This window comes from Elizabethkingia occulta, from assembly GCF_002023715.1.
Classification (GTDB): Bacteria; Bacteroidota; Bacteroidia; order Flavobacteriales; family Weeksellaceae; genus Elizabethkingia; species Elizabethkingia occulta.
Genome location: NZ_MAHX01000002.1, coordinates 19,521 through 41,667, shown reverse-complemented (window position 1 = coordinate 41,667; position 22,147 = coordinate 19,521). Strand labels below are relative to the sequence as shown.

The 22,147-nt window shown below is 33.6% G+C and carries 23 protein-coding genes, 5 tRNA genes and 1 riboswitch; of the genes, 14 read left to right on the top strand and 14 right to left on the bottom strand.

Features of this window, described 5'->3' with window-relative positions; translation table 11 throughout:
- Positions 1-28: 28 nt before the first annotated feature.
- Positions 29-1,069, bottom strand: a complete 1,041-nt coding sequence (locus BAZ10_RS00260) for an N-acetylmuramoyl-L-alanine amidase (RefSeq protein ID WP_078770320.1) — start codon at positions 1,067-1,069, stop codon at positions 29-31.
- A gap of 128 nt (positions 1,070-1,197) precedes the next feature.
- Here BAZ10_RS00260 and BAZ10_RS00255 point away from each other — a divergent pair.
- From BAZ10_RS00255 to BAZ10_RS00230, 6 genes are all read left to right on the top strand, one after another.
- Positions 1,198-1,282 (top strand) — tRNA-Ser (locus BAZ10_RS00255).
- A gap of 16 nt (positions 1,283-1,298) precedes the next feature.
- Positions 1,299-1,373, top strand: a tRNA-Pro gene (locus tag BAZ10_RS00250).
- Positions 1,374-1,419: 46 nt separating this feature from the next.
- Positions 1,420-1,493 (top strand) — tRNA-Arg (locus BAZ10_RS00245).
- Between the two features lie 82 nt (positions 1,494-1,575).
- Positions 1,576-1,650, top strand: a tRNA-Pro gene (locus BAZ10_RS00240).
- Positions 1,651-1,692: 42 nt separating this feature from the next.
- A tRNA-Arg gene (locus BAZ10_RS00235) sits at positions 1,693-1,766 on the top strand.
- A gap of 47 nt (positions 1,767-1,813) precedes the next feature.
- Positions 1,814-2,068, top strand: coding sequence for a GIY-YIG nuclease family protein (locus BAZ10_RS00230; protein WP_078770319.1), 255 nt, complete (start codon positions 1,814-1,816; stop codon positions 2,066-2,068).
- A gap of 118 nt (positions 2,069-2,186) precedes the next feature.
- Here the strand turns inward: BAZ10_RS00230 and BAZ10_RS00220 are convergent, their stop codons facing one another.
- Together BAZ10_RS00220 and BAZ10_RS00215 are read right to left on the bottom strand one after the other, a co-directional pair.
- Positions 2,187-3,338 carry a serine hydrolase domain-containing protein gene (locus tag BAZ10_RS00220; RefSeq protein ID WP_078770318.1) on the bottom strand — a complete coding sequence of 384 codons (1,152 nt, stop codon included), beginning with the start codon at positions 3,336-3,338 and terminating at the stop codon, positions 2,187-2,189.
- Positions 3,339-3,468: 130 nt separating this feature from the next.
- Complete coding sequence (locus BAZ10_RS00215) at positions 3,469-4,011, bottom strand: GNAT family N-acetyltransferase (protein ID WP_078770317.1); 543 nt, start codon at positions 4,009-4,011, stop codon at positions 3,469-3,471.
- Positions 4,012-4,162: 151 nt separating this feature from the next.
- On the opposite strand from BAZ10_RS00215, the gene BAZ10_RS00210 reads away from it, so the two are divergent.
- On the top strand, positions 4,163-4,951 hold the full coding sequence (locus BAZ10_RS00210) for a PhzF family phenazine biosynthesis protein (protein ID WP_078770316.1): 789 nt from the start codon (positions 4,163-4,165) through the stop codon (positions 4,949-4,951).
- A 345-nt stretch (positions 4,952-5,296) separates the two neighbouring features.
- Here the strand turns inward: BAZ10_RS00210 and BAZ10_RS00205 are convergent, their stop codons facing one another.
- The 4 genes from BAZ10_RS00205 to BAZ10_RS00190 form a co-directional block, all read right to left on the bottom strand.
- Positions 5,297-5,638 carry a hypothetical protein gene (locus BAZ10_RS00205; RefSeq protein WP_245803705.1) on the bottom strand — a complete coding sequence of 114 codons (342 nt, stop codon included), beginning with the start codon at positions 5,636-5,638 and terminating at the stop codon, positions 5,297-5,299.
- Between the two features lie 83 nt (positions 5,639-5,721).
- On the bottom strand, positions 5,722-7,089 hold the full coding sequence (locus BAZ10_RS00200) for a hypothetical protein (protein WP_245803704.1): 1,368 nt from the start codon (positions 7,087-7,089) through the stop codon (positions 5,722-5,724).
- A 233-nt stretch (positions 7,090-7,322) separates the two neighbouring features.
- Complete coding sequence (locus BAZ10_RS00195; RefSeq protein WP_078770314.1) at positions 7,323-8,234, bottom strand: helix-turn-helix domain-containing protein; 912 nt, start codon at positions 8,232-8,234, stop codon at positions 7,323-7,325.
- Between the two features lie 47 nt (positions 8,235-8,281).
- Complete coding sequence (locus BAZ10_RS00190; RefSeq protein WP_078770313.1) at positions 8,282-9,220, bottom strand: NAD-dependent epimerase/dehydratase family protein; 939 nt, start codon at positions 9,218-9,220, stop codon at positions 8,282-8,284.
- A 188-nt stretch (positions 9,221-9,408) separates the two neighbouring features.
- Between BAZ10_RS00190 and BAZ10_RS00185 the strand changes: the two genes are divergently transcribed.
- On the top strand, positions 9,409-10,065 hold the full coding sequence (locus BAZ10_RS00185) for a hypothetical protein (protein ID WP_245803703.1): 657 nt from the start codon (positions 9,409-9,411) through the stop codon (positions 10,063-10,065).
- A 171-nt stretch (positions 10,066-10,236) separates the two neighbouring features.
- Here the strand turns inward: BAZ10_RS00185 and BAZ10_RS00180 are convergent, their stop codons facing one another.
- The 4 genes from BAZ10_RS00180 to BAZ10_RS00165 all read right to left on the bottom strand — a co-directional run bounded on the left by BAZ10_RS00180 (position 10,237) and on the right by BAZ10_RS00165 (position 14,669).
- Complete coding sequence (locus tag BAZ10_RS00180) at positions 10,237-10,704, bottom strand: hypothetical protein (RefSeq protein WP_078770311.1); 468 nt, start codon at positions 10,702-10,704, stop codon at positions 10,237-10,239.
- Between the two features lie 75 nt (positions 10,705-10,779).
- Positions 10,780-13,056 (bottom strand): cation:proton antiporter, encoded by a 2,277-nt coding sequence (locus BAZ10_RS00175; protein WP_078770310.1) that lies wholly within the window; start codon positions 13,054-13,056, stop codon positions 10,780-10,782.
- A gap of 166 nt (positions 13,057-13,222) precedes the next feature.
- The gene (locus tag BAZ10_RS00170; RefSeq protein WP_078770309.1) at positions 13,223-13,936 is read right to left on the bottom strand and encodes a LytR/AlgR family response regulator transcription factor; all 714 of its coding nucleotides are present in this window, start codon (positions 13,934-13,936) and stop codon (positions 13,223-13,225) included.
- On the bottom strand, positions 13,902-14,669 hold the full coding sequence (locus BAZ10_RS00165) for a histidine kinase (protein ID WP_078770308.1): 768 nt from the start codon (positions 14,667-14,669) through the stop codon (positions 13,902-13,904). Before BAZ10_RS00165 ends, BAZ10_RS00170 begins: the two co-directional genes overlap by 35 nt.
- Before the next feature lie 106 nt (positions 14,670-14,775).
- Positions 14,776-14,868, top strand: a riboswitch (TPP riboswitch).
- A gap of 51 nt (positions 14,869-14,919) precedes the next feature.
- On the opposite strand from BAZ10_RS00165, the gene thiM reads away from it, so the two are divergent.
- From thiM to BAZ10_RS00140, 5 genes are all read left to right on the top strand, one after another.
- On the top strand, positions 14,920-15,717 hold the full coding sequence (gene thiM, locus BAZ10_RS00160; protein ID WP_078770307.1) for a hydroxyethylthiazole kinase: 798 nt from the start codon (positions 14,920-14,922) through the stop codon (positions 15,715-15,717).
- A gap of 2 nt (positions 15,718-15,719) precedes the next feature.
- Positions 15,720-16,358: a thiamine phosphate synthase gene (gene thiE / locus BAZ10_RS00155; RefSeq protein ID WP_078770306.1), complete on the top strand. Its 639-nt coding sequence runs from the start codon at positions 15,720-15,722 to the stop codon at positions 16,356-16,358.
- Complete coding sequence (thiD, locus tag BAZ10_RS00150; RefSeq protein WP_078770305.1) at positions 16,355-17,188, top strand: bifunctional hydroxymethylpyrimidine kinase/phosphomethylpyrimidine kinase; 834 nt, start codon at positions 16,355-16,357, stop codon at positions 17,186-17,188. The genes thiE and thiD overlap by 4 nt, the downstream gene beginning before the upstream one ends.
- Positions 17,175-17,825 carry a thiaminase II gene (gene tenA, locus BAZ10_RS00145; RefSeq protein ID WP_078770304.1) on the top strand — a complete coding sequence of 217 codons (651 nt, stop codon included), beginning with the start codon at positions 17,175-17,177 and terminating at the stop codon, positions 17,823-17,825. The genes thiD and tenA overlap by 14 nt, the downstream gene beginning before the upstream one ends.
- A 139-nt stretch (positions 17,826-17,964) precedes the next feature.
- Positions 17,965-18,654, top strand: coding sequence for a CPBP family intramembrane glutamic endopeptidase (locus tag BAZ10_RS00140; RefSeq protein WP_078770303.1), 690 nt, complete (start codon positions 17,965-17,967; stop codon positions 18,652-18,654).
- 25 nt (positions 18,655-18,679) lie between these two features.
- Here the strand turns inward: BAZ10_RS00140 and BAZ10_RS19175 are convergent, their stop codons facing one another.
- Entirely contained in the window at positions 18,680-19,276 is a 597-nt protein-coding gene (locus BAZ10_RS19175) for a helix-turn-helix domain-containing protein (protein ID WP_245803702.1), read from the bottom strand.
- A 142-nt stretch (positions 19,277-19,418) separates the two neighbouring features.
- Entirely contained in the window at positions 19,419-20,405 is a 987-nt protein-coding gene (locus tag BAZ10_RS19170; RefSeq protein WP_245803701.1) for a hypothetical protein, read from the bottom strand.
- 305 nt (positions 20,406-20,710) lie between these two features.
- On the opposite strand from BAZ10_RS19170, the gene BAZ10_RS00130 reads away from it, so the two are divergent.
- Positions 20,711-20,971: a hypothetical protein gene (locus tag BAZ10_RS00130; RefSeq protein ID WP_078770302.1), complete on the top strand. Its 261-nt coding sequence runs from the start codon at positions 20,711-20,713 to the stop codon at positions 20,969-20,971.
- Positions 20,972-21,158: 187 nt separating this feature from the next.
- Here BAZ10_RS00130 and BAZ10_RS00125 read toward each other — a convergent pair whose 3' ends face one another.
- Positions 21,159-22,085: a helix-turn-helix transcriptional regulator gene (locus BAZ10_RS00125; protein WP_078770301.1), complete on the bottom strand. Its 927-nt coding sequence runs from the start codon at positions 22,083-22,085 to the stop codon at positions 21,159-21,161.
- Positions 22,086-22,147 lie beyond the last annotated feature (62 nt).

Here is a 22,147-nt window from a genome sequence, read left to right as displayed (position 1 = left end):
TTTCTTAAAAGAAATATTTTTCAATCGATTATTTTGAAGGATATTTTTGCAATAAAGCCAATAAAGTAGCATAAGTTCCCATATCAAGAACTCCGTCTCCTAATTGCGGCCAGAAATGATACTGGAATGACTGAACAACTAATTTAGTCTGGTTATCCCATTGCCCGGATAAATCAACCTGGTATCCTAATGACTGAAGCTGGCTCTGTACTTTGTAAATGAATGGCGGTGTATTTTTATCGGATTCAAAAGTTCCTGTCTCTAACTGATTAAGGAAACCTGAGCGGGTACCTTCATCATACCACATCCCAATCTGGTATTCATCATATAATTTCTTCCAAGGGAATTTTGGCCCCGGATCCTGCTTTCTGCCGGGTGCAATATCAGAGTGTGCCAAGACATTAGTTGGTGGAATATTATAACGCTGTACAATATCTTTAGCCAATGCTGCTACTTTTCTTATCTGATAGTCCGGGAAATCTGCAAATATTCTCTGACCGGAAGCGTTTGTTGTAAATCCACTGTTTACAATTTCAATTCCAATAGAAGTATCATTTAGATTGGAATCTTTTCTCCAGTTACTTACCCCTGCATGATAGGATCTTTTATTTTCGTCAACAATCTGGTAGATTTCCTGATCGTTGATATCACTTACCAAATAATGAGCACTCACACCTCTTTGTGTTAGAGCTGTAATGGATCTGTCATTATCCAATGCTGTATAATGAAGAATAAGATAACGCTGTCTGAAATTCTGTCCTATAGCCGGAAAGTAATTCTTCGTAATTTGGTAACCGAGTGGTTTAGCTGTTACAATACTACCATAGCTTGCTGTATTATCATTTTTTGTAATGTCAGCAATATTTGTTGTATAAAACTCTACGCCATGATCTTTCTGTATAGCCGGTTTTACTGGTGTCTGCATAGACGGAGTTTGTGTTTTCACACCAACATTCGTGGTATTATTTTTATTTACAGGTAAGTTTTTTTTCTGAGGGGTAACATTTTTAGAAGAACCACAGGAAAAAAGCACTGCACTTAATCCGATGAAATATAATGTATTACGCATCAATAGGTGTTTTAAAGGTTTTTATTTTGTCAAAAATACAAAAAATAAATGCAAAAAAGTTTTGGTAAATTCAAAAATCCGTTCTATATTTGCACTCGCAAACGCAGAACAAAAGATCATTAAAAAAAGGAGGGTTGCCGGAGTGGTTAACGGAGCAGTTTGCTAAACTGTCGACTCGCAAGGGTCGCAAGGGTTCGAATCCCTTACCCTCCGCAGAATAAAAAATATACGGGATGTAGCGTAGTCCGGTCATCGCGCCTGGTTTGGGACCAGGAGGTCGCAGGTTCGAATCCTGCCATCCCGACTTAAAAAAAGCTTTTTGGTTCAAAAAGCTTTTTTTTACTACAAATGGGTGCGTAGCTCAGCTGGATAGAGCATCTGCCTTCTAAGCAGACGGTCACAGGTTCGAATCCTGTCGCGCTCACTAAAGCCTTATCTAATAAGGCTTTTATTTTTTAATATTTTTTTCTGCATTTGTAAAAATCTTTACAGATTTTAAAAATACTCGGGATGTAGCGTAGTCCGGTCATCGCGCCTGGTTTGGGACCAGGAGGTCGCAGGTTCGAATCCTGCCATCCCGACTTTAAAGCTTTTTAGTTCAAAAAGCTTTTTTTATACGCAATGGGTGCGTAGCTCAGCTGGATAGAGCATCTGCCTTCTAAGCAGACGGTCACAGGTTCGAATCCTGTCGCGCTCACTAAAGCCTTTACAGAGATGTAGAGGCTTTTTTGTTTATATTTAGTCATGTGTTTCTGCTATATATTATACTCCTCTGCTCTCGATCAATTTTATATTGGACATTGCTCAGAAGAGCTCAATGAAAGATTGAGAAAACACCTTTCTAATCATAAAGGTTTTACGTCTCGTACTAAAGATTGGGTTATTGCATATTCTGAAACTTTTAACGATAAGAGCTCTGCATATAAAAGAGAACGAGAAATAAAGGCTTGGAAGAGTAAAAAGAAAATTGAAGAACTTATTAAAAGCTCGACCGGATAGAGCATTCCGATTTCAATCGGAACGGTCACAGGTTCGAATCCTGTCGCGCTCGCTTCATAATCATCAGAACTTTTTAATTCTACTTGCTATCCTCCTTTCATACTCCAACAACAGATGCTTATTTTATCGCAGGAATTATATATTTCAATAAGACCGTTTTAGAATCATTTTTTATTTCCCAGTTATTGTAATTTCCTGCTGTTATCACAACTAATAAATTTAACGGCTTACAAAAAAATATCCTTTGCCCACCTTTTCCTTTAGCTTCCTGAATTTCTATTTCTTTATCTTTTATTGTTTCCTTGAATGTCCAAAATTGGAAACCATATCCTGCATTTTTATCTTTTGTAGAAGGTCTTGTTATGGCTGAACTCAGAGATTGCTCTGTCCAATCGGTATTTAAAATGTCTTTATCTTTCCATTTTCCGTCATTCATATACAACATCCCGAATTTAAGCAGATCTCTTGAACGTAATCGAACTCCTGATGCTGCGGCAGGCATATTTTTGACCAACGGAAGCCATTCATATTTATTGATACCTAGAGGGGTAAATAATTCTTGTTCAGCAAATTTATCTATGGTTAAACCACTGACTGATTTTATTATTTCTGCCAATAATTGTGTATTACCGCCATTGTAATTCCATGTAGCACCGGGCTCTGAAACCATTGGTCTGCTCAAAATAAAATCAATTGGATCAGAACTCATATCCATTCTAAGTTCTGTGTTTCTTGGATCTCTATAAGAAATATCTTCATTCCACTTAAGACCACTTGTCATAGTCAGTAAATGACGAATGGTGATTTTTTTCTTTTGCTCATCGAAATCATTCTGATATTGCTTAAAATAGGGAAAAATAGATTCATCAATATTTTTAATAAGTCCTTTTTTTACAGCAATTCCTATACAGGCAGATGTAACACTTTTTGACATACTCCGGCAGTCATGCAAATCCTCAATACCGTGTTCTACATAACCTAGTTTCTTTCCCACAATTTCATCATCTCCCGCAAAATAGTTTTCATAAACCAGCTTATTATCTTTAAGTATGAGTAGGCTGTGTATATTCGGAATAGTATCTGACAATATGAGTTTTGTAAGATTTATTATTTGAACGGTATCCATTCCAGTGTTATATAGGTAATCTACTTTAATACTATCGGATAGTTGAATAGGTTTTGTGTATGAATAATCAGTAGAGCGTTTATAGGACTTTTGGCAACTTAACAAAGACAAAAGCAATAAAAGGTAAATGATATTTTTTTTCATTTTCAATTTTTGATATGGTTGTAGCTAATTCTCAAATATTTGAAAGTTTAACATTACTTTAGAAAATCATCAGAATACAAAAATAATATAATATAAAAACTGTAGTTCTCTACTTATTTTTCACTTCACATCATTTACACTCCTTACTCAAAGTAAAAATATTCAATTCAGGATCTTCTTTGCACGTTTCTATCGATTTTACAAAATCGAATTTTAACAGAAGATTGGTTGAACTCTGATTCTTATAGTGTGTAACAGCAAGTATTTTTTCGAGTTTCAAAGTGTGAAATACGTAGTCAATCACAACTTGAACAGCTTCTGTCATTATACCTTGTCCTTGAAATTTTTTCATTAATTCATATCCTATTTCACAGCTATCATTTTCGGTTGAAAAGTCAAATAAACATATTGTACCAACAAGTGTATTAGTTTCTGTTAAAGTAATTGCCCAATAAAAAGAATTGCCTTCTTTATAATTATTATTAACCTTATTAATGAAACTTATTGCCTCTTCATTTGTTTCACATATTTGCCTGCCAAGAAACTCGTTAATTTCCGAGTCGGAACGCAAAGCAAAAATATCTTGATGATCATCAATTGATAATTGCCTGAGCGTTAATCTTTCAGTTTTCAAAATTGGGAAAACTGCTGAATTCATATCTATCTTGCTCATAATTACTTATATGAAACTAATATACAAAAAGCTATAAGCCGTACAATATGCTGTACAAAATACGAGCAAAATATATCGTTAGAATATCATTAAGACCAAGGCCTCTCCGGAGAATAGCTTATCTTTGTTATTAACCGAAATTTTATCAATTATGAAGCTAGAATTATATCAAATAGATTCTTTTACAGAAGATATTTTCCATGGAAATCCTGCATGTGTTGTTCCGTTAAAAAATTGGTTATCTGATGAGATACTCTTAAAAATAGCCCGTGAAAATGCTGTAGCAGAAACGGCCTTTTTTATCGACAATGGCGATACTATTCATCTAAGATGGTTTACACCTGAAATAGAAATGGATTTGTGTGGGCATGCTACTCTTGCTACAGCTCATTGTTTAGCGTCCATCTTAAACTATCAGAACGACAGAATCATTTTTCAAACCAAAAGCGGCGAATTAACTGTCGATGTAAAAGATGGGTTTTATTATATGGATTTCCCATCAAGAATGCCTGAAACCTCTACTCTTCCTGATACTATAATTAAGTCTCTCAATATTCAGCCCAAAGAAATATTCAAATCAAGAGATTACGTTTTAGTATATGAATCTGAAGAAGACATAAAAAAAATTAAAATTGAAAGATCCATTTTTGATATAATCAATCTGGATCCCGGAGGTGTTGTGGTGACTGCAGCGGGTACTGACAGCGATTTTGTTTCACGATATTTTACACCACAGTCTTCAATTCTTGAAGATCCTGTAACTGGCTCTTCACACTGTTCCCTCATTCCGTTCTGGTCATCGAGATTAGGAAAAAATAAGCTCTTCGCACGCCAGCTATCAGAAAGGGGTGGTCAGCTTTATTGTGAAAACAAAAATGAAAGAGTAATTGTAGCCGGTAAAGCCAGAACCTATTCTATTGGACATCTATGGGTAGAATAATATTGTTTCGATCATGGAAACTAAGTATTTAAATATAGTCCTACTTTGTTTACAAAATTCTGGTATTCCTTTATGAATAGATGAAATAACAAAATAAACTCACTAAGCCTTTACAGAAATGTAGAGGCTTTTTCGTTCCTCAATTTAAATAATTGCTTCTTTTTTTCACTCTAATTCAATCGAATTACAGACTCTAGATTTCATATTTTCAAACCTTTATAAAAATATATAAATCGTTCTTTTACTTCACAAAATATCATGAGAAAAGAAAAACCCCGAGGTTAATCGGGGAAAATCACTATTGACTGATATAGATTTATTGTTTTGTAAACATATATTTAGTTATTATTCCACGATTCCTCTAGAAGTTTCTATGGGATCGCTCACTTCTTTAGTTTTAATATTGTAGGATACTTTTAAAATTTTAGTTTTCAATGGTATAATCCAATAGTAGTATTTCCTTTTATTTTCTTCTGATACTGATTGTTTAGGGTATAGCGTAACCACAAGCATTTTAGTGACAGGAGTAGAGGGAATATTAGAATCGAGAATCCTATAATCTCTATAATATTCAGGATAACCTTTTTTTATTTTAGCAAATGATGCTTCAAAGTCTTTTAATATTTTCATGTACTTCACTTCTCCACCGACAGTGTTAAATTCTTGTACATTTGTTACGCCTTCCATTTGTCCAATTTTTATTTGCTTTAAACGATTTTGACTATAACATATAGTATTCACAGAAGCAAAAAAACATATACATATTATTTTTATTTTCCACATGGCGCTTTTCTATTAAATGTATTATTAGCATCTGTTATTTTATCTTTTTTCTCTTTTGATAAAGCCTTGTAAGCATCAGTTTCTTGTAATCCTGTCCATGCCAGATTTTCATAATCAGTATATTTCAGATTATTATTATCAAAACGAGCTAAGGCACTAGCTATTTTTGGAATGTAATATTCACTCATAAATTTATGTTGTGAATCCCCTGGATTATAAAATTTATTTTTATATGCATCCAGTAAAGTTGGTAAACTTTCGGGATTAATTTCTTTAATGTCCTTATCACCATCCCATCCTGCATTAACTAAATCATGAATCATTTTTGCATGTAACATTTCATGAATATAAACCTTAGCAATACCCACATCTGTTGAACCTAATCCATTTGGATTTAAATCAACTGTAATATATCCTTTTCTTATACCTTCAGAATTTGTTTGTCCCATTGTGAAAAACCCTGGTTTAGCTGGAAGATCTCTTATTCTGAAATATAAATTGAGTATCGAACTATTGCCTTTAAAATTACCTAATAAATTATTAAAAAGTCCTACTCTACTTTTTAGAGTTTTATAAACATCATAAGCACATTTATTATCTCTTAAATTTTTATCATCTACATTTTCATCTACCCATTTGTCAGCCTCTTTGCTTTTAGGCTCATTAGAATTAGGATTTCCACCGCCACCTGGAGAGTTTGGAGAACGCTCACATCCATTGTAAGCTTGACAACCATCACCGTTAGGACGTGTATTTGGAATTCCATTATTGTTAATAATAATTGGTATTGTAATAATTTTAACAGGAACTGTGATAATAACTCCCGGAATTCCAGTACTCCCTCCACTTCCATTACCACCTGTACCTCCAGTATCATCTTTATCATCAGGACCTGGTCTTTTTATTGGCATTGCAGCTATAGCATTGGAAACCTTAAACTTTTTATCGTGCTGAGAAAAAATTTGAAGTATCTCTGAATATCTCTCATAAGTTTTTTCCAGAGGTGTGTATCTTAAATTTGTTCCTTTATTTTCTAAAACAGCCATTACAAGTCCTTTTGTCTTTCCTTCTTTCTTTACAGGAAAGATCATAGCCTTAGTATCTTCTTTATCAGTAAATAATTGGGAATGCATTCTGAAGTCTATAACTCCGAAATTTTCTACTATTGACTTTTGTTGATTCTTATCAATATTATTTACATTAAAATAATTCTGATACAGATAACCAAAACCCTCTGCATAATCTATTTTTTCTCCCGGATACTGAGGGACAAATATTGCAAAAGGTTGTTTGCTTTGATCATTTCTATTATCTAAGTACTCTTCTCTTCGACAGGAGTAAAAAAAGAAGAACATAAATAATCCCCATAATGAAGCTTTAAGTAATTTTTTTTCACGTATACTAAATTTCGTTTTTAAATTTAGTTAAAACTATAAATAATTTTCCATAAAACTATTTAACATAATTTATTTTATACATTTAAATACAATTATTTAATATAAAAAATCCCTCACAAGCTATGTCAGGGAAATATTCAATTCATAAATTTCATTTTAATTATTCGGAAGAAAATTTATGTTTACAGAAATTAATTAAAAGACGCTCTAAACTCCAGCGGAGAGACAGAAGTGCGATTTTTAAACAATCGATGAAAAGATTGAGGATGTTCAAAACCTAAATGATAGGCAATTTCGGAAACAGACATTTCAGTAGTAGACAGCAATTCTTTTGCTTTTTCTATCAATCTGTTCTGAATATGCTGTTGCGTTGTCTGTCCCGTTTGTACCCGAAGCATATCACTGAGATAATTGGCACTCAGATGTAATTGCTCTGCAATAAAATGAACACTGGGAATACCCGTTACAATCTGTTTATCATTTCGGAAGTAATCATCCAGTAAAGCTTCCAGTTTTGAAAGTAAATCGTTGTTAATCTTTTTTCTAGTCAGAAACTGACGGTTATAAAAGCGATCACAATATTTAAATAAAAGATCCAGATTGGAAACCAACAGATCCTGTGTAAAGGAATCCATGTTAGCATCTATTTCTCTTTCTATATTATCTATAATATCCATAATGGACTTCTCTTCTTTCTCGGAAAGATTCAGTGCCTCATTTGCGGCATAAGAGAAATACCCATAATCTTTAATAGCCGATCCCAATGCATATCCATGTAGGAAATCGGGATGTACAACCAGAATAAATCCTTTTACACTATTCAGCAATACATCTTCAAACTGCACTACCTGATGAGGGGCAACAAAGTACATAATTCCTTCATCAAAATCGTAATACTGCTGTCCATATTTGCATTTTCCGCCAGCGCAGTCTTTCTTCAAAACAACAGTATAAAAATCCGTTGTCACCGCACTAAGAATAGTTTCCGGCTCCAGCTTCATATCATCGAAACTGAATACGCTAATAAGTGGGTTTGAAGGTTTCTTCAAGCCTAAAACCTGATGCAGGGTACTTATCGATGAAACTTTTACGGGAGTTTTCATATCTATATAAATTGATATTCAGATTTAACTATCACTAAATTACTGATTTATTTTGTTGTTGGAAACTGCTCTTTTTTAATCTGTTCTATTCCTTGCTTGTAACTGGTAACCTTAAATTCAGGGAATCTTTTTCTGAATTTTGAATCATCAAAAATATTATCATGCTCATATCTTGGAAGAAGTTCCAATAATTCTTTTACTTTTTTATTGAATAAAGCCCCAATTCTAAATATAAACTTTGGTACAACAGAATACTCCAAATCCCTACCATAAATTCCGGAAGCTATTTTGATAAACTCCTTATAGGTTGGGTGGCTTTTTTCTACAGGAAGATGCCACGTCTGCCCAAATGTATCTGGTGTATTACCAATTAAAGCTGTGGCACGGCTTGCATCCGGAGTCCATATTAAACTTCTTTTTTTGTTGGCACTCAATGGTACTTTTAGTTTTTTACCTTCCTTAATATTGTTAAACACCAAAGTATTGGTAATACTTTGGGTTTTACCAGGACCGTAAAATTCAGGCGCACGACAAATAACCGCATCCAGTTCACCAGACTGCATTTCTTTTAAAACCATTTCTGCCATTTCTCTTCTTACCTTACCCTTTCTTCCTACCGGGGCAAATGCTGTACTTTCAGTCAAAATACGATCGTCCTGAGGATACATATAGGTATTGTCGAAGAATACCAATTTTGTCCCGTTAATTTTACAGGCATCTATTACATTACGAAGAATAAGTGAAAACTGCTTTTCCCAAAGCTCAGAACTTATAGGCAATCCTAATGTAAAATAAGCTATTCCACTACCTTTAACTGCTTCAATAGCTTTTTCACGAATGGACAAGTCTGCGGAAAATACCTCATCTGTATCGTTTACTTTTTGAGCATGTCTGCTGACAATGCGTATATCCGAAGTAAAGTTTCTTTTTAGTTCTCTTGCCAGTTCCTCACCAATCTGGCCATTAGCTCCTAATATTGTTTGCATGATGTTTATATTTTAAAAGTCTGATGCTTGGTTATTTTTTACATGACAAAGTTCTAAAGAACAAAAACAATCGGAGTATCCCAATTAAGGTAAGTTGTAACAAAATCTCTGCTGCATAATAATCCCGAAATAAAATAGTAAATTTTAGTATCTTCATACCCTTAGAAAACACATCTAAAACACGATCTATGAAAAAAATATTATCCTACAGTTATATACTTATTTTTTTATCCGCCTTTAATCCGGGATATTCGCAAAACACAAAGATAAATACCTCTAAAGAAAAGCAAGGCACTACCCGATATGATATTATAAAAGCCAGGGCTAGCTTCAATAAAGAAGATCTTCCGGTTAATGAATATCTTACAGACAAACTAAAGCCTATACGGGAAAACTTTAAAAGAATCAATTCCATAGAGAAATGGCATTCAATAAAACAGCGGGATCTTTTTGAATCTACTGAGGGCGGAGAAGCAAAGTATTATTATCAGAAAAATAAACTTGAAAAGATTATTACCAGAATCTTTGGAGAAAGTGGACAAATACTGACTGAATATTACCTTTTAAACGGACAATTGTCATTTGTTTATGAAAAAAACTATAAATACAACAGACCTCTCTTTTATGATACAAAGGCTATGAAAGAAAATAATGATACCGAAGCTTTTGATTTTGATAGGTCTGAAATTACTGAGAACAGAAGCTACTTTGTAAACGGCAAGCTTATTCACATCCTAAACAGTGAGGATTGTGGCGCTCCGTTTAGTAGTGACTATATTGCTGAAGAGCAGAAAAGTATTTTGGAAGAATATCACAAGCTTCTGAAATTAGTCCGGAATAAATAAGGTTGATCACAGCCTATCTAAATATAATTCAAAAAAAAATAGGCTTCGACAGGCTCAGCCTGACACTGTCAAAAGGAAGATATTTTGAAAAAGCAATTTTACTCCGAGTAAAATTTATAGTGAGCCTGACGAACTATTGAAGAATATTAACAATAAAATTTAAGTAGCCTATTAATCGTAATTTATTCCCATAAAGCTGCTGGCACTTCTGGGATCATAAACCGACCACGCATTTCCCCAAGAAAAATTAAATGTGCAGCTAGGGTATGGTGTTTTCTTCTTTTTTGTAGGTTTACCACCTAATATCATCGATAAAAATTGATTATTTCTTTCAAAGACTTTCATCTCCTTTTCCTCGCTCCAGTCATCCCATGTTTTTGCATCTGATTCTTTATGGGTATTCATAAAAATTCTGTCCAGCTTATCTCCCAGAAAGCACAGATCAAAAGACAACTGATAGCCTTTAACATCAACTGCATCAAAATAATACCAGAAATAACCTGTTTTAACATCACGCATTCCGTTATTATAATTCTTGTAAAATTCTGTCTGCTGAAGATCCGACAGTAACATTCCCTTTTGTATCTGCAGGTGATATTCTTTAAGTACTACACTCCCGTTATCTACATTAATTTCCATTGCCACATATTATTGAAGCATAAATATACTTTTATTCTTTAACAGGCAGCGAACTAAAAGGAGCAAAAAACTATATCAGGGATTAGAAATAATCAAAGTAGATGGGATATCGGATAACCAAAGACTTTTAGTATCGATAAGATTTCTCCAGCTTTTACTACTAATCAGCATCAGGTCCTGAGATTCCAAAAATTCTCTTTCTATTGTTCTTTCGTTGTACAATGTAATATGGTTCGGGGCAATCTGTTCGATACTTCTTATCAGCTCACGGATTTCAGTATTTCTTCGGATTTGTCCCACAACATCCAGAATAATAATCTGAGAGTCGTTGTTATTAATCAGTCTTTTTGCATATTCTACAAGGTAGAAATCATTCAGGTCAAAAATCGGAATAAATACTTTTTCGGCATTTTCAAAATTCTTATCAACCATTATCCCTACAGGAATATTGGATTTGTCTAATATACCTAAAGTAAAGTCGTCGAACGGCGAATTATTGAACATATAAGACTTACCTTTTACCGTATTTAGTAGTCTTTCGGGGTTGATTATTTTGGTGGTAAAGCCTAGCAATCTTCCCAGTAAGCTTCCTTCATATATAGATCTTCTGAGCATAATGAGCAACAGGTCATAGTTACCTTTATTGGTAATATTTACAAGATCATTTTCCACATCATTAGAAGCCTTAAACAATGTTGTAATCTGTAATTTGAGTTCATTAGAAGTTTCTACTACAGCTTCGAATTGTTCATTCTCAAAATCCTGCATCTCAAAAGCATGAAGTTCCTGTACCGGAGCAATATTCATTGCAGTAATACTTTTATTACCATTCATCTTATGGGTAAAGTTATCAGCAAGTCTTAATAATGTACTTCCTGATTCCGGTCCGTCGAAGGAAAGTAATACTTTATATTTTCTGCCGTTATCTTCTGCTTCTTCCTCATTTTCGGATTTTTTACCTTTGAAAATATAATTGATAAAATCCAGTGATGGCCCGGTCATAAACGTTGTAAACAAAGCCATAATAACCATCATTGCAAATATCTCCGGACTTAGAACCCCCAAATCATATCCAATATTCAGAACAATAAGCTCCATTAACCCACGGGTATTCATTAAAGCGCCAATAGTCAAACTATCTTTCCAGCCTATACGAAGGAACTTTGCCGTGAGTGCACTTCCTATAAATTTACCGGTAACGGCAACTAAGATAATTAATCCGGCTGTTATCCATAAATGTCCATGATTCAGAAGGCCTATTTCTGTTCTTAATCCGGTAAAAACAAAGAACAAAGGAAGCAATACAACTAATGCTACATCTTCAACTTTTTCTATAAAAATATTTCTGAACTTAGTATTTTCAGGCATGATAGCCCCTGCCATAAAAGCTCCAAATAATGCATGAATACCAATAACTTCGGTTGCATATGCCGAAATAATAAGAATAAGGAAGAATATGGCAACTACAGATTTGCTCATAATTCCTTTTCCGGTCTGTAAATCGGCAATTCTTTTAAGGAACGGACGTACCACTTTAATCATTAAAAACACATACGCAATTGCCATAATAATAACGTAAATAGAACTGGCAAATGAGCCCGCTTTTACAATTGCAATAACCGCTGCCAAAATACACCATGCTGTAATGTCATCGGCTGCTGCACAGGTAATAACAATAGTCCCTAGTTTTGTTTTCTGCAGATTCCGTTCCTGAACAATCCTCGCCAGAACCGGAAACGCTGTAATACTCATTGCTATGGCTATAAAAAGTGCAAATGAGCTAAACTGTACACCATCTGGTGCAAATTCTTTATAAATAAAATAAGAAAGTCCTATTCCTAAGGCAAACGGAATAATAATACTGGCGTGACTAATGACCACAGCATCGTGAGCTTTTTTCCGAAGAACACTAAGGTCAAGCTCCATTCCAACGATATACATAAAGAAAATAAGTCCTATCTGACTCAGGAATTGAAGATTCCCTAAAGATTCTTTTGGAAAAAGAAATGCAGAAAATTCTGGGAAGTATAGACCTAAAAGCGATGGCCCAAGGGCAATACCTGCAATCATTTCACCAATCACCGAAGGTTGCCTCATCTTCATACAGATCCATCCAAAGAGTCTTGCTACCAAAATAATGGTCACAATCTGTATCAGTAGCAAAGCAAGCGGATGATGCAGATTTACCATAAAAGAATCTACAAAATTATCCCATGTAGAACCTCCACTCGTTTTTGATATAATGTTTTCTCCAACCTCTAAAGTTTTACCTTCTATAAAAAACCAATACATTAATCCAGAGAAAAATATGATCGTTACGATATAAAAAATAATATTCCTGTACTTTTGCATTATGTTACTATTTCTTATCTGCAAAATTCAAAAGAAATTTAAAATTTTCAATACTTATTTTTCTAAAATGTAGTGAAAACTCTTTTTTTTGTAATGAAATTTCCGCATCTCGTATTCAGACATTTTCCGGATAATATTTTTTAATATGTCTTAATATCTCAAACATTTAATTACCAAGCTTTTCCAGAAGATCTGCCTTGTAGACTTCGCTAATATGTAATCTGGCAAAGTTTTCTCCATCTTCAGAAATATTGGTAATAATTTCGTTAACAGAAACTACTTTTATAGACTTTAGTGCTACAATTTCTTTCTTGTTGATCTGTGAAAAGTCTTTTTCCGGAAGCATTTCCAATAGTGTTTTGAAATTGATATTCTTCAGAATAATCCCCGTCCCGTCATCCAGAATCAGATCTTTGTCCCTGCTATCTATTTCAGATGTTTTAATATAAGCAATCTGATCTGTGAAAATTCGGCTTTTTCCAAGATTGGTATTCCATTCTATAAAGTTGCTCTTTGGTGTTTCCACAAATTCTTTAGCTTTTGCAAATGCCTGTTGTAGGCGTTCTTTCTTTATAGGCTTTCTTACATAGTCTATAACATTCAGATCAAAAGCTTCGGCAGCATATTCTTTATAAGCAGTTGTAAATATAATCTTCTTATGGGAAATAAGCTCCGCAACCTGTAGTCCGTTTAGTCCCGGCATTTCTATATCGAGAATACACAAATCACAATAGATATCATTAATCTCATCGAGGAAGTATCTCGGATTATTAAATACCCGCACCACTTCTACGCCTTCTATTTGCTCACAAAGAAGCTTGAGATAGCTTATAGCAAGAAGCTCATCATCTAGTATAACGCACCTGATTGTATTTGTCATTGAGATCAATTTTTAAATATGCTGTATATACATTGTTGTGTATATCTTTACTTATAGAAAATTTCTTTTTGTAGAGCATTTTCAGCCTCTGTTCCAGGGATTCTCCACCAAAACCACTATTTCCCTTTTGCAAAGGAGATTTAGGAGAAATTCTGTTTTCAACTTTTATTTCTAATACTCCACCTTTTAAGGAAAGTAAGACAAAAATAAAAGAGTCATCCGCGAGAAAGTCTGTGTGTTTAAAAGCATTTTCAATGAAATCTACAGTAATCAGCGGAGCTAAAACTTTTTCCTTGTACACAGGATCCTGTTTGTCAATCTGAGCTTTTATTCTAAAGTCAAATAATGGATTGACCTTTATTTTATTGATCTCTATCAGATTACTCGTAAAGTCCAGTTCACTTTCAGGAGTTACAAACTTTTCGCTGCTTTCATACAATATATAATCCAACACTCCAGACAATTTATCAAGAGATACATAGGTTTGATAAGCATGGGACTGAACAGAATTCAGAATATTTTTGAAAAGATGTGGATTCAGCTTTGTCTCTATATAATCCAGTCGAATATTACCAAGCCTGTTCTTCAGTACTTTTTTCTCTTCTGATAAGGCTATTTTTTCTTTTTGTAATATCCTTACTTTATAGATTAGAAATCCAGTTACTATTAATAACAGAAGTATTAATAACAGGACTAAAGTATTACCGGAAAGTACAATTCCTTCATGATTCATAAATCATTTCTTGTATTGTGCAAAGATATAGCTTAATTCATTACAAAATATTTACCTTATTTAATGTCACTGTAAATGGTGATCTGTAAAAAGTTTTATACATTTGTGTACGCTTTAGGGGTATTCTGAAAAGAATTGAGAGAGTCCCTTTGAACCTGATACGGCTTACACCGACGTAGGGAAAAGTAAAAAGAAGGCTCCTCGAGCTATCACTTTTGTTTCGGATATTTCCCTAAAGCCAGTTTAATAAATGACTATGGAAGAAATACTCTGGAAACACATTCTGTCAGTAAGACAAAAGTCCACACTTGTACATAACATTACCAATTTTGTTGTAATGAATAATACGGCTAATGCATTATTGGCTGTAGGAGCCTCACCTATTATGGCCCATGCTTTAGCTGAAGTAAAAGAAATGGTTAATATCTCTTCGGCTTCGGTTATCAATATCGGAACTCTCGATGAAATCTGGATAAAATCGATGTTGATTGCAGCAAAAGAAGCCAATGCTATTCAAAGACCATGGGTGCTGGATCCCGTGGGTGCCGGAGCATCTTCTTTTCGGGATGAAACCCTCAGCCAATTATTAAATTACCATCCAACTGTAATTCGTGCAAATGCTTCCGAAATTATTGCACTTGCAAAAGTAAATAAAGCAACAACCAAAGGTGTGGACAGTACAGCTGCCAGCCTGGAAGCTATAGATGCTGCTAAAAATCTCCACGAACAATATGGAGCTATAATCTGCATTTCCGGAGAAACAGATATTATTGTTGACGGAGAAAAATCTCTATTTATAAAAAACGGGCATGTATTAATGACAAAAGTTACCGGATTAGGTTGCTCTGCATCCGCATTAATAGGTGCTTTTATAGCTTGTGTTGAAAATAAAACGGAAGCTGTAGCTGCAGCAATGGCTTTGCTGGCAATTTCTGGAGAAATTGCTGTACAGGAAAGTAATGGTCCCGGAAGCTTACAAATAAACCTTATCGATAAGTTGTACAATATTACCAAAGAGGAATTTATGACTCATATAAAGATATCCTGATTATGGGTATCAATTCTTTATTTCCATACCAACTGTATTTAGTAATCTCAGAAGAAGCTTGTAAAGAAAAAAACTTTCTTAAAGTTGCTGAAGAAGCTATCTTAGGTGGAACCGATATTATTCAGCTCCGTGAAAAAGATTGCTCAACTGAAGATTTTCTGAGAAAGGCTGAACAACTAAAGGAGATAACGGATAAATATAATATTCCGTTAATTATAAATGATAATGCTGAAGTTGCTGAAGCTTTAAATACATCGGGTATTCATGTAGGAAACAATGATATTTCTCCCGTAGAGCTCAGACAACAGAACTTCTGGAAAGACAAACTTATTGGTTATTCTATTGAATACTTCGATCAACTTTCTAATGAACAGACTTATTTTTCAGATTATCTGGGTATAAGCCCTGTATTTGCTACCGCAACCAAAACCGATACAGTGACGGAATGGGGATTAGACGGTATTGCCAGAATCCGTTCTGTAACTACAAAACCATTAGTCGCTATTGGAAATATTTCAGCCAAAAATGCAGTCGAAATTATACAAGCAGGTGCAGACTGTATTGCTGTTGTATCTGCCATTTGCAGTGCAGACAATCCTCAAAAAGCCGCATATGAACTCAAAAACAAAATTTTAAAATGAAAAAATATACTAGCCCCTCCGTTTTAACCATTGCCGGATTTGACGGCAGTGGTGGTGCCGGGATTCAAGCAGATATTAAAACCTTTTCTGCCCTGGGCTGTTTCGCAACATCTGTATTAACCGCTCTCCCGGTACAAAATACACAGGGCGTACGAAAAATATATTCGATTCCAGAACAAGCTGTAGCTGATCAGATTGAAGCAATATTGGATGATATTTTTCCGGCAGCTATCAAGATAGGCATGGTACATACTCCTCAACTAGTCGATACCATTGTTAATACTCTGAGCAAATACGCCAAAATACCGATTGTATTTGACCCTGTAATGGTGGCAACAAGCGGACATCATCTTATAAAAGAAGAAACGATTGCAGCTCTTGTCCAGAAGTTATTTCCTATCGCAGATGTTATAACACCCAATATGGATGAAGCATCAATTCTGGCAAATATACAAGTATGCACACTGGACGATATGTATATAGCTGGTGAAAAAATACTGAATATGGGTTGCAAAAGCATTCTGCTAAAAGGTGGACATCAGGAAACAGATATGATAACTTCATTATATTTTGATAAAACCGGAAGGGTATACACATTTGAAACTGAAAAATTCAAAACGAATAATACTCATGGTTCCGGATGCACCCTATCGTCTGCTATTGCGGCATACATAGCACAGGGTAAAGATTTACACGACGCCGTTTCTATGGGGCAACAATATGTTTTTGATGCTATTAAAAACGGCAAAGACATAGAAATAGGTAAAGGAAATGGCCCACTTAATCATTTTTTTAACCCTCAAAAATTAATTATACATGAAATGGTCTGAATATACATGGAGGCAAATAGAAAAATATTATCAATCTATACTAGACATGCCTTTTGTTACTGAACTGGCAAAAGGAAATCTCCCTAAAGAAAAATTCCAGTTTTATATGGCTCAGGACTCATTATATCTTGAGCATTTTGGACGTGCTCTCGCACTCATAGGTGCCAGAGCATATAATATTCAGGATGTTCTTTCCTTTATCCGTTTTGCAGAAAATGCTATTGTTGTAGAAAATGCATTACACGAATCTTATTTTAAAGATTTTGATGTTACTGAAAAAGGAAGAATGCAACCTGTTTGCCATCACTACGTTCATTTCTTGAAAAGTACCGCTGCATTAGATGCTGTAGAAATTGGAATGGCTGCTGTTTTGCCATGTTTCTGGATTTATCAGAAGGTAGGTGACCATATTTATGGAAGTAGACAATCTGAAGCTAATCCTTATAAAAAATGGATCGACACTTATGCGGGTGAAGAATTTGCTATCGCTGTTCAGCAGGCCATTGAAATCTGTGATAAAGCAGCTGAAAGTACAACTCCGGAAAACAGAACCAGAATGACCGAAGCCTTTATTACAGCAACACAAATGGAATACTATTTCTGGCAAGCTGCTTATGAATTAAAATCCTGGATATAAAAGCAAACCCTGAATTTACTTCAGGGTTTTATTTCTGAAATAATATTGAGTATAAAAAATGAAAAGTAACATTTAAAAAAATAAATTTTAAATATCTGATTTCATTATATTTACATGTAATCCACAAGATAAAATCAATATGGTTGGCATTATAATAGAATTGGCTATTTCGTGGCTTTTACTTTGGTTGTTTGCAAAAACTAATCTCGAAGCTTTAGGGCTTCTTCCATCAAAAAACAGATTAATTAATGCAGGTATCGGTTTATTATTATCCGGAACATGCTGTATACTCTATCATGTATTGAAAACATATCCCGCAGATAACAGTTGGATATTAAATAAACAAATTTCTTTTACAACCATATTAAAAAGTAACTGGTGGACTTTTAAATCAGTATTATTTGAAGAACTAATATTCAGAGGTGCTATTTTATATTTGCTAACAAGGAAATTGAATGTAAAAACTGCATGTCTTTTATCCGCAGCTTCCTTTGGTATCTATCATTTATTTTCTTACAATGCCTTTGGTAATCCGGTACAGATGGTTATTGTATTCTTAATGACAGCAATCTTAGGTCTTGCATTAGCTTATAGTTTTACTAAAACTCAATCCCTTTACTTGCCTGTTAGCTTACACTTCGGATGGAATTTCTTTAATATTGTTGTTTTCTCAAGTGGTCCGCTTGGATCACAACTCTTTATAAAAGCAAATACAAATAAATTACAAGACGGCCTGTCATTAGCAATCTTAATGTTTCAGGCAATAGCATTACCTCTTCTTATATGGTGGTATTTAAGCTATATTTCAAAAAAGCCTAAACAGGTTTAAATTTCTGTCTAGGCTTCATTATAGTTTATTCATTTGTAGATGATTTCATTTCATCTATATCTTTTTTCCTCTTCTTAATAAATTCAGTTGGGCGAAGTCCATTAATTTCCTGAAATAAATCGGAGAAATTCTGCCTTGAGGCTATTCCACACTCATCTGATAACCCTTGAATGGTATAGTTGAGATACTTTTCATTCTCATACATCAGCTGTGTAATATAATTTATTCTCAAAATTCCTAAATATCTACTAAAGTTCATACCTTTTGTCTCATTAATAAATTGAGAAAGATAGGTACTGTTTGTTTCGAAGGTACCCGCAAGTTTATTTAGTGTAACTCCTTTTTCAAGGAATTGTTTTTCTTTTTCAAACTTTTCTAATTTATCCTGAAGATCTTTATAAACATCTTCGCTCATTGTAGATTTACTTTGAGAAGAAAGATTCTCATACGGGACTGAAGATGGTTCATTCTCATGATATTGAAGATTATCTTCGAGTTTTCTATATTTTGTCCTGATTTTCTTTTCGTTCTGATAATATTTCCAAACATTGTAAACCAATACACTCACAATTATACACAAGAGTATAATCATTCCCAATCCCCATTTATTCTGGTTCTCCAATTTATTCTGAATATCTACAAGATTCTGAGTATCATATTCTCTATGTATTTTAGAAGACAGATAAGTAAAATCCCGAGTTAGTATTCCATCAGCTTTTAATAATACTTTAGTATAATATAATTCTCCCTTAGGATCATTATGCCTACGATAAGCTAATCAGAAGCTCATAATTCTCTCTTAATTCTGGCAATATGAAATTATGTTTCTGGAATATTGAATCAACTTTTTTAAATTGCTGTACAGCTTCATCTTCTTTATGAAGACCTAAATAACTTTTACCTATATAAAAATCAACAACTGAAGCCCAGGCAAAATCTTTATTGCCTTCCAAAACAGGAATCGCCTGCCCAAAAGTTTGAATCGCTTTATCAAACTTGTTTTCATGAAATTCGGAAATACCTTTACACTTCAACAGATAGCTAGTCTCCAACGGGTATTCGTTCACTTTATCTCTTTTGATAAACTCTAACCCTTTCTCTGTTAAAAAGTTAGCTTTTTCAAAATTGCCCAAATGAATATAACAGACAATTGCAAGGTGCAGACTATTAAGATATCCCCGACTATTATTATAAATTTCATTCGGGTGCAGATTTCCTATTGTCTTAGGCTCAAAATAAGCAATACATTCATTAAAGAGCCCTAAAGCATCATTATAATATCCTAAATAGCTTTTAACAACCCCTAAATAATAGATTAATTGGCTTTTCTGATAATCATTACTCCCTTTCTTTGAATATTCATAAGCCTTTAGGTATTCATCTAAAGCAGATTTGTATTTTTTTAAATTAAAGTAATAGATTGTTCCCTTAACTAGATAAGCTCTGCTAATAAAATCATTATTCAATGTTTTTGTAGCAACTGCAATACTACTATCGGAATACATTAACTTTTTATCAGTAGTCGATGAGTAATAGATTGCATCTTCATATGCCCGCATCAACTCATCATTGTTTTTTTCTTTTTTTGCCTTTGCAATTAACACATTGATTACACCAAAAGCTCTTTCGTCACTTTCTTCTATATTTTCATATTTTTTCTTCAATTCATCATACGATTGAGCCTTCAGATTTTCATGCAGAAAAACAAAAAAGAGAAGTAAAAAGTAAAATATGTATTTTTTTAATTGCATTGCTGTTTAAAATGGGCAATTTATTTACCCCAAAAATAATGAAAATACCCCAAATAATAATTTATATATCATAAAATAAAATAATAATGAAAAATTAATTTCAAAAACACAAGTAATTAATAGTCAATTATTTAAACTAAAAATAATTGTCCTTATTTATAAATTAGGACGTCTTTATCTATAAATTAACCAATATAGGACTACTATTTCTTGCGGTTAAAGATTATCTCCCATAATTTAGTCAAAGGAAAATGAAAGGGAAATGACCTTCATAAAATCTGGTCAAATATAAAATAAAATCAATTATGAAAAAGTTAATCTTATTAATAGCAACTGGTGTACTTTTATTATCGAATACAGGTTGTAGAGAAGCAGAAGAACTTGGCACAATTGGAGGGTCTACACCTACAAATAATACAGCCAGCGTAAATGATACCAAATTAACAAATGATAATATAATTAAAAATCTAAAAGAGCAACAGACGAGTGATAAAAAAATAAATCCTGTTGCTGAAGTGGCTGAGACAAATGATAAGCCACCTGCAAAGGATAAAATACATTATTAAACTTCGACCAATTTCACATTCATCATACATTTTAATCTTCTTCTTTATGGGGGTTTTCCTATTTGCGAGAGCACTTTTTGGAAAACCTCTGTTAAAGAGGTTTTTTTCGTTTATATCTATTACACTCTCTTCAGATAGCCTTTCAAGATTAAAGAGCGTCCCCGTCTTAGTGTCTTATAATTTAAGTTCAGCTATACATAGTATATTGCTTTGGATTCATTCCAATATGTTGTTTAAATAACCTGGAAAAGTGCCCCAGATTTGTAAACCCTAACTTATACCCTACTTCCGAAACTGAATATTTCCTTTCTTTCAATAATACAGCACCTTCTTTCATTCTTAAATCCTGATAATAGCTAAAAATACTATTCCCAAATATCTGGCTAAATAAACGTTTTAGTTTTGTAGGGCTCATTCCTGCAAAAGCGGATAATTCGCTAATAACCGGAGGTATTCCAAGATCTTCAATAATCAGCGCTCTAATCTTATAAATAGTTTCTATATCCTGGACATTTAGAGCATAAAGTTGCTTCTCATCTCGTTTATCCAATTCCATCAACAATCTGCAAATAAGCTCTTCGGCCTTTACTCTTAAGAAAAATAACTCAAATACCTCTTCAGTCTTATTCGTAATTATATCATTAATTATTTCCTGCAAAGAAGGGTAAAGTACCTGCTCAAAAAGATAAGGCTGTGTATTTTGTAGCAAGCCTTTTAAAATTGGAGACTTTTCATACGAGTAGAATAAATTATCCAGATAGCGAGCATCTATTTCTATATTAATAGTAGCTGTATTGGAATGGATAGAAATAATATCGTCAGTATTCAACCGACTGGTTCCAATCATAACAGAAGGAATTCCTGATTTTGAAAAAATATTCTGGAATTTAAAAAATATCATCTTTCCAGTGACATCTATATCCGGATTCTTGATAGTCAGATCTTCATAAAGCTCATAATTACTTATAATCATTCGGATATGTCCGTTAAAAACAAATCCTCTACAATATCCTTTACCAAATTTGGTGGGGATATCTAACTTTCTATTTTTTATTTCCGCTCCCAGCAAATTGGAAAAAAGCTCAATAACTTTTGGAACTGTAATATCCTTCATTCAATAAAAGTCTTTTACGACTATTTTCATGTCTAATGTAATTATTTTATCTGTAATAATAC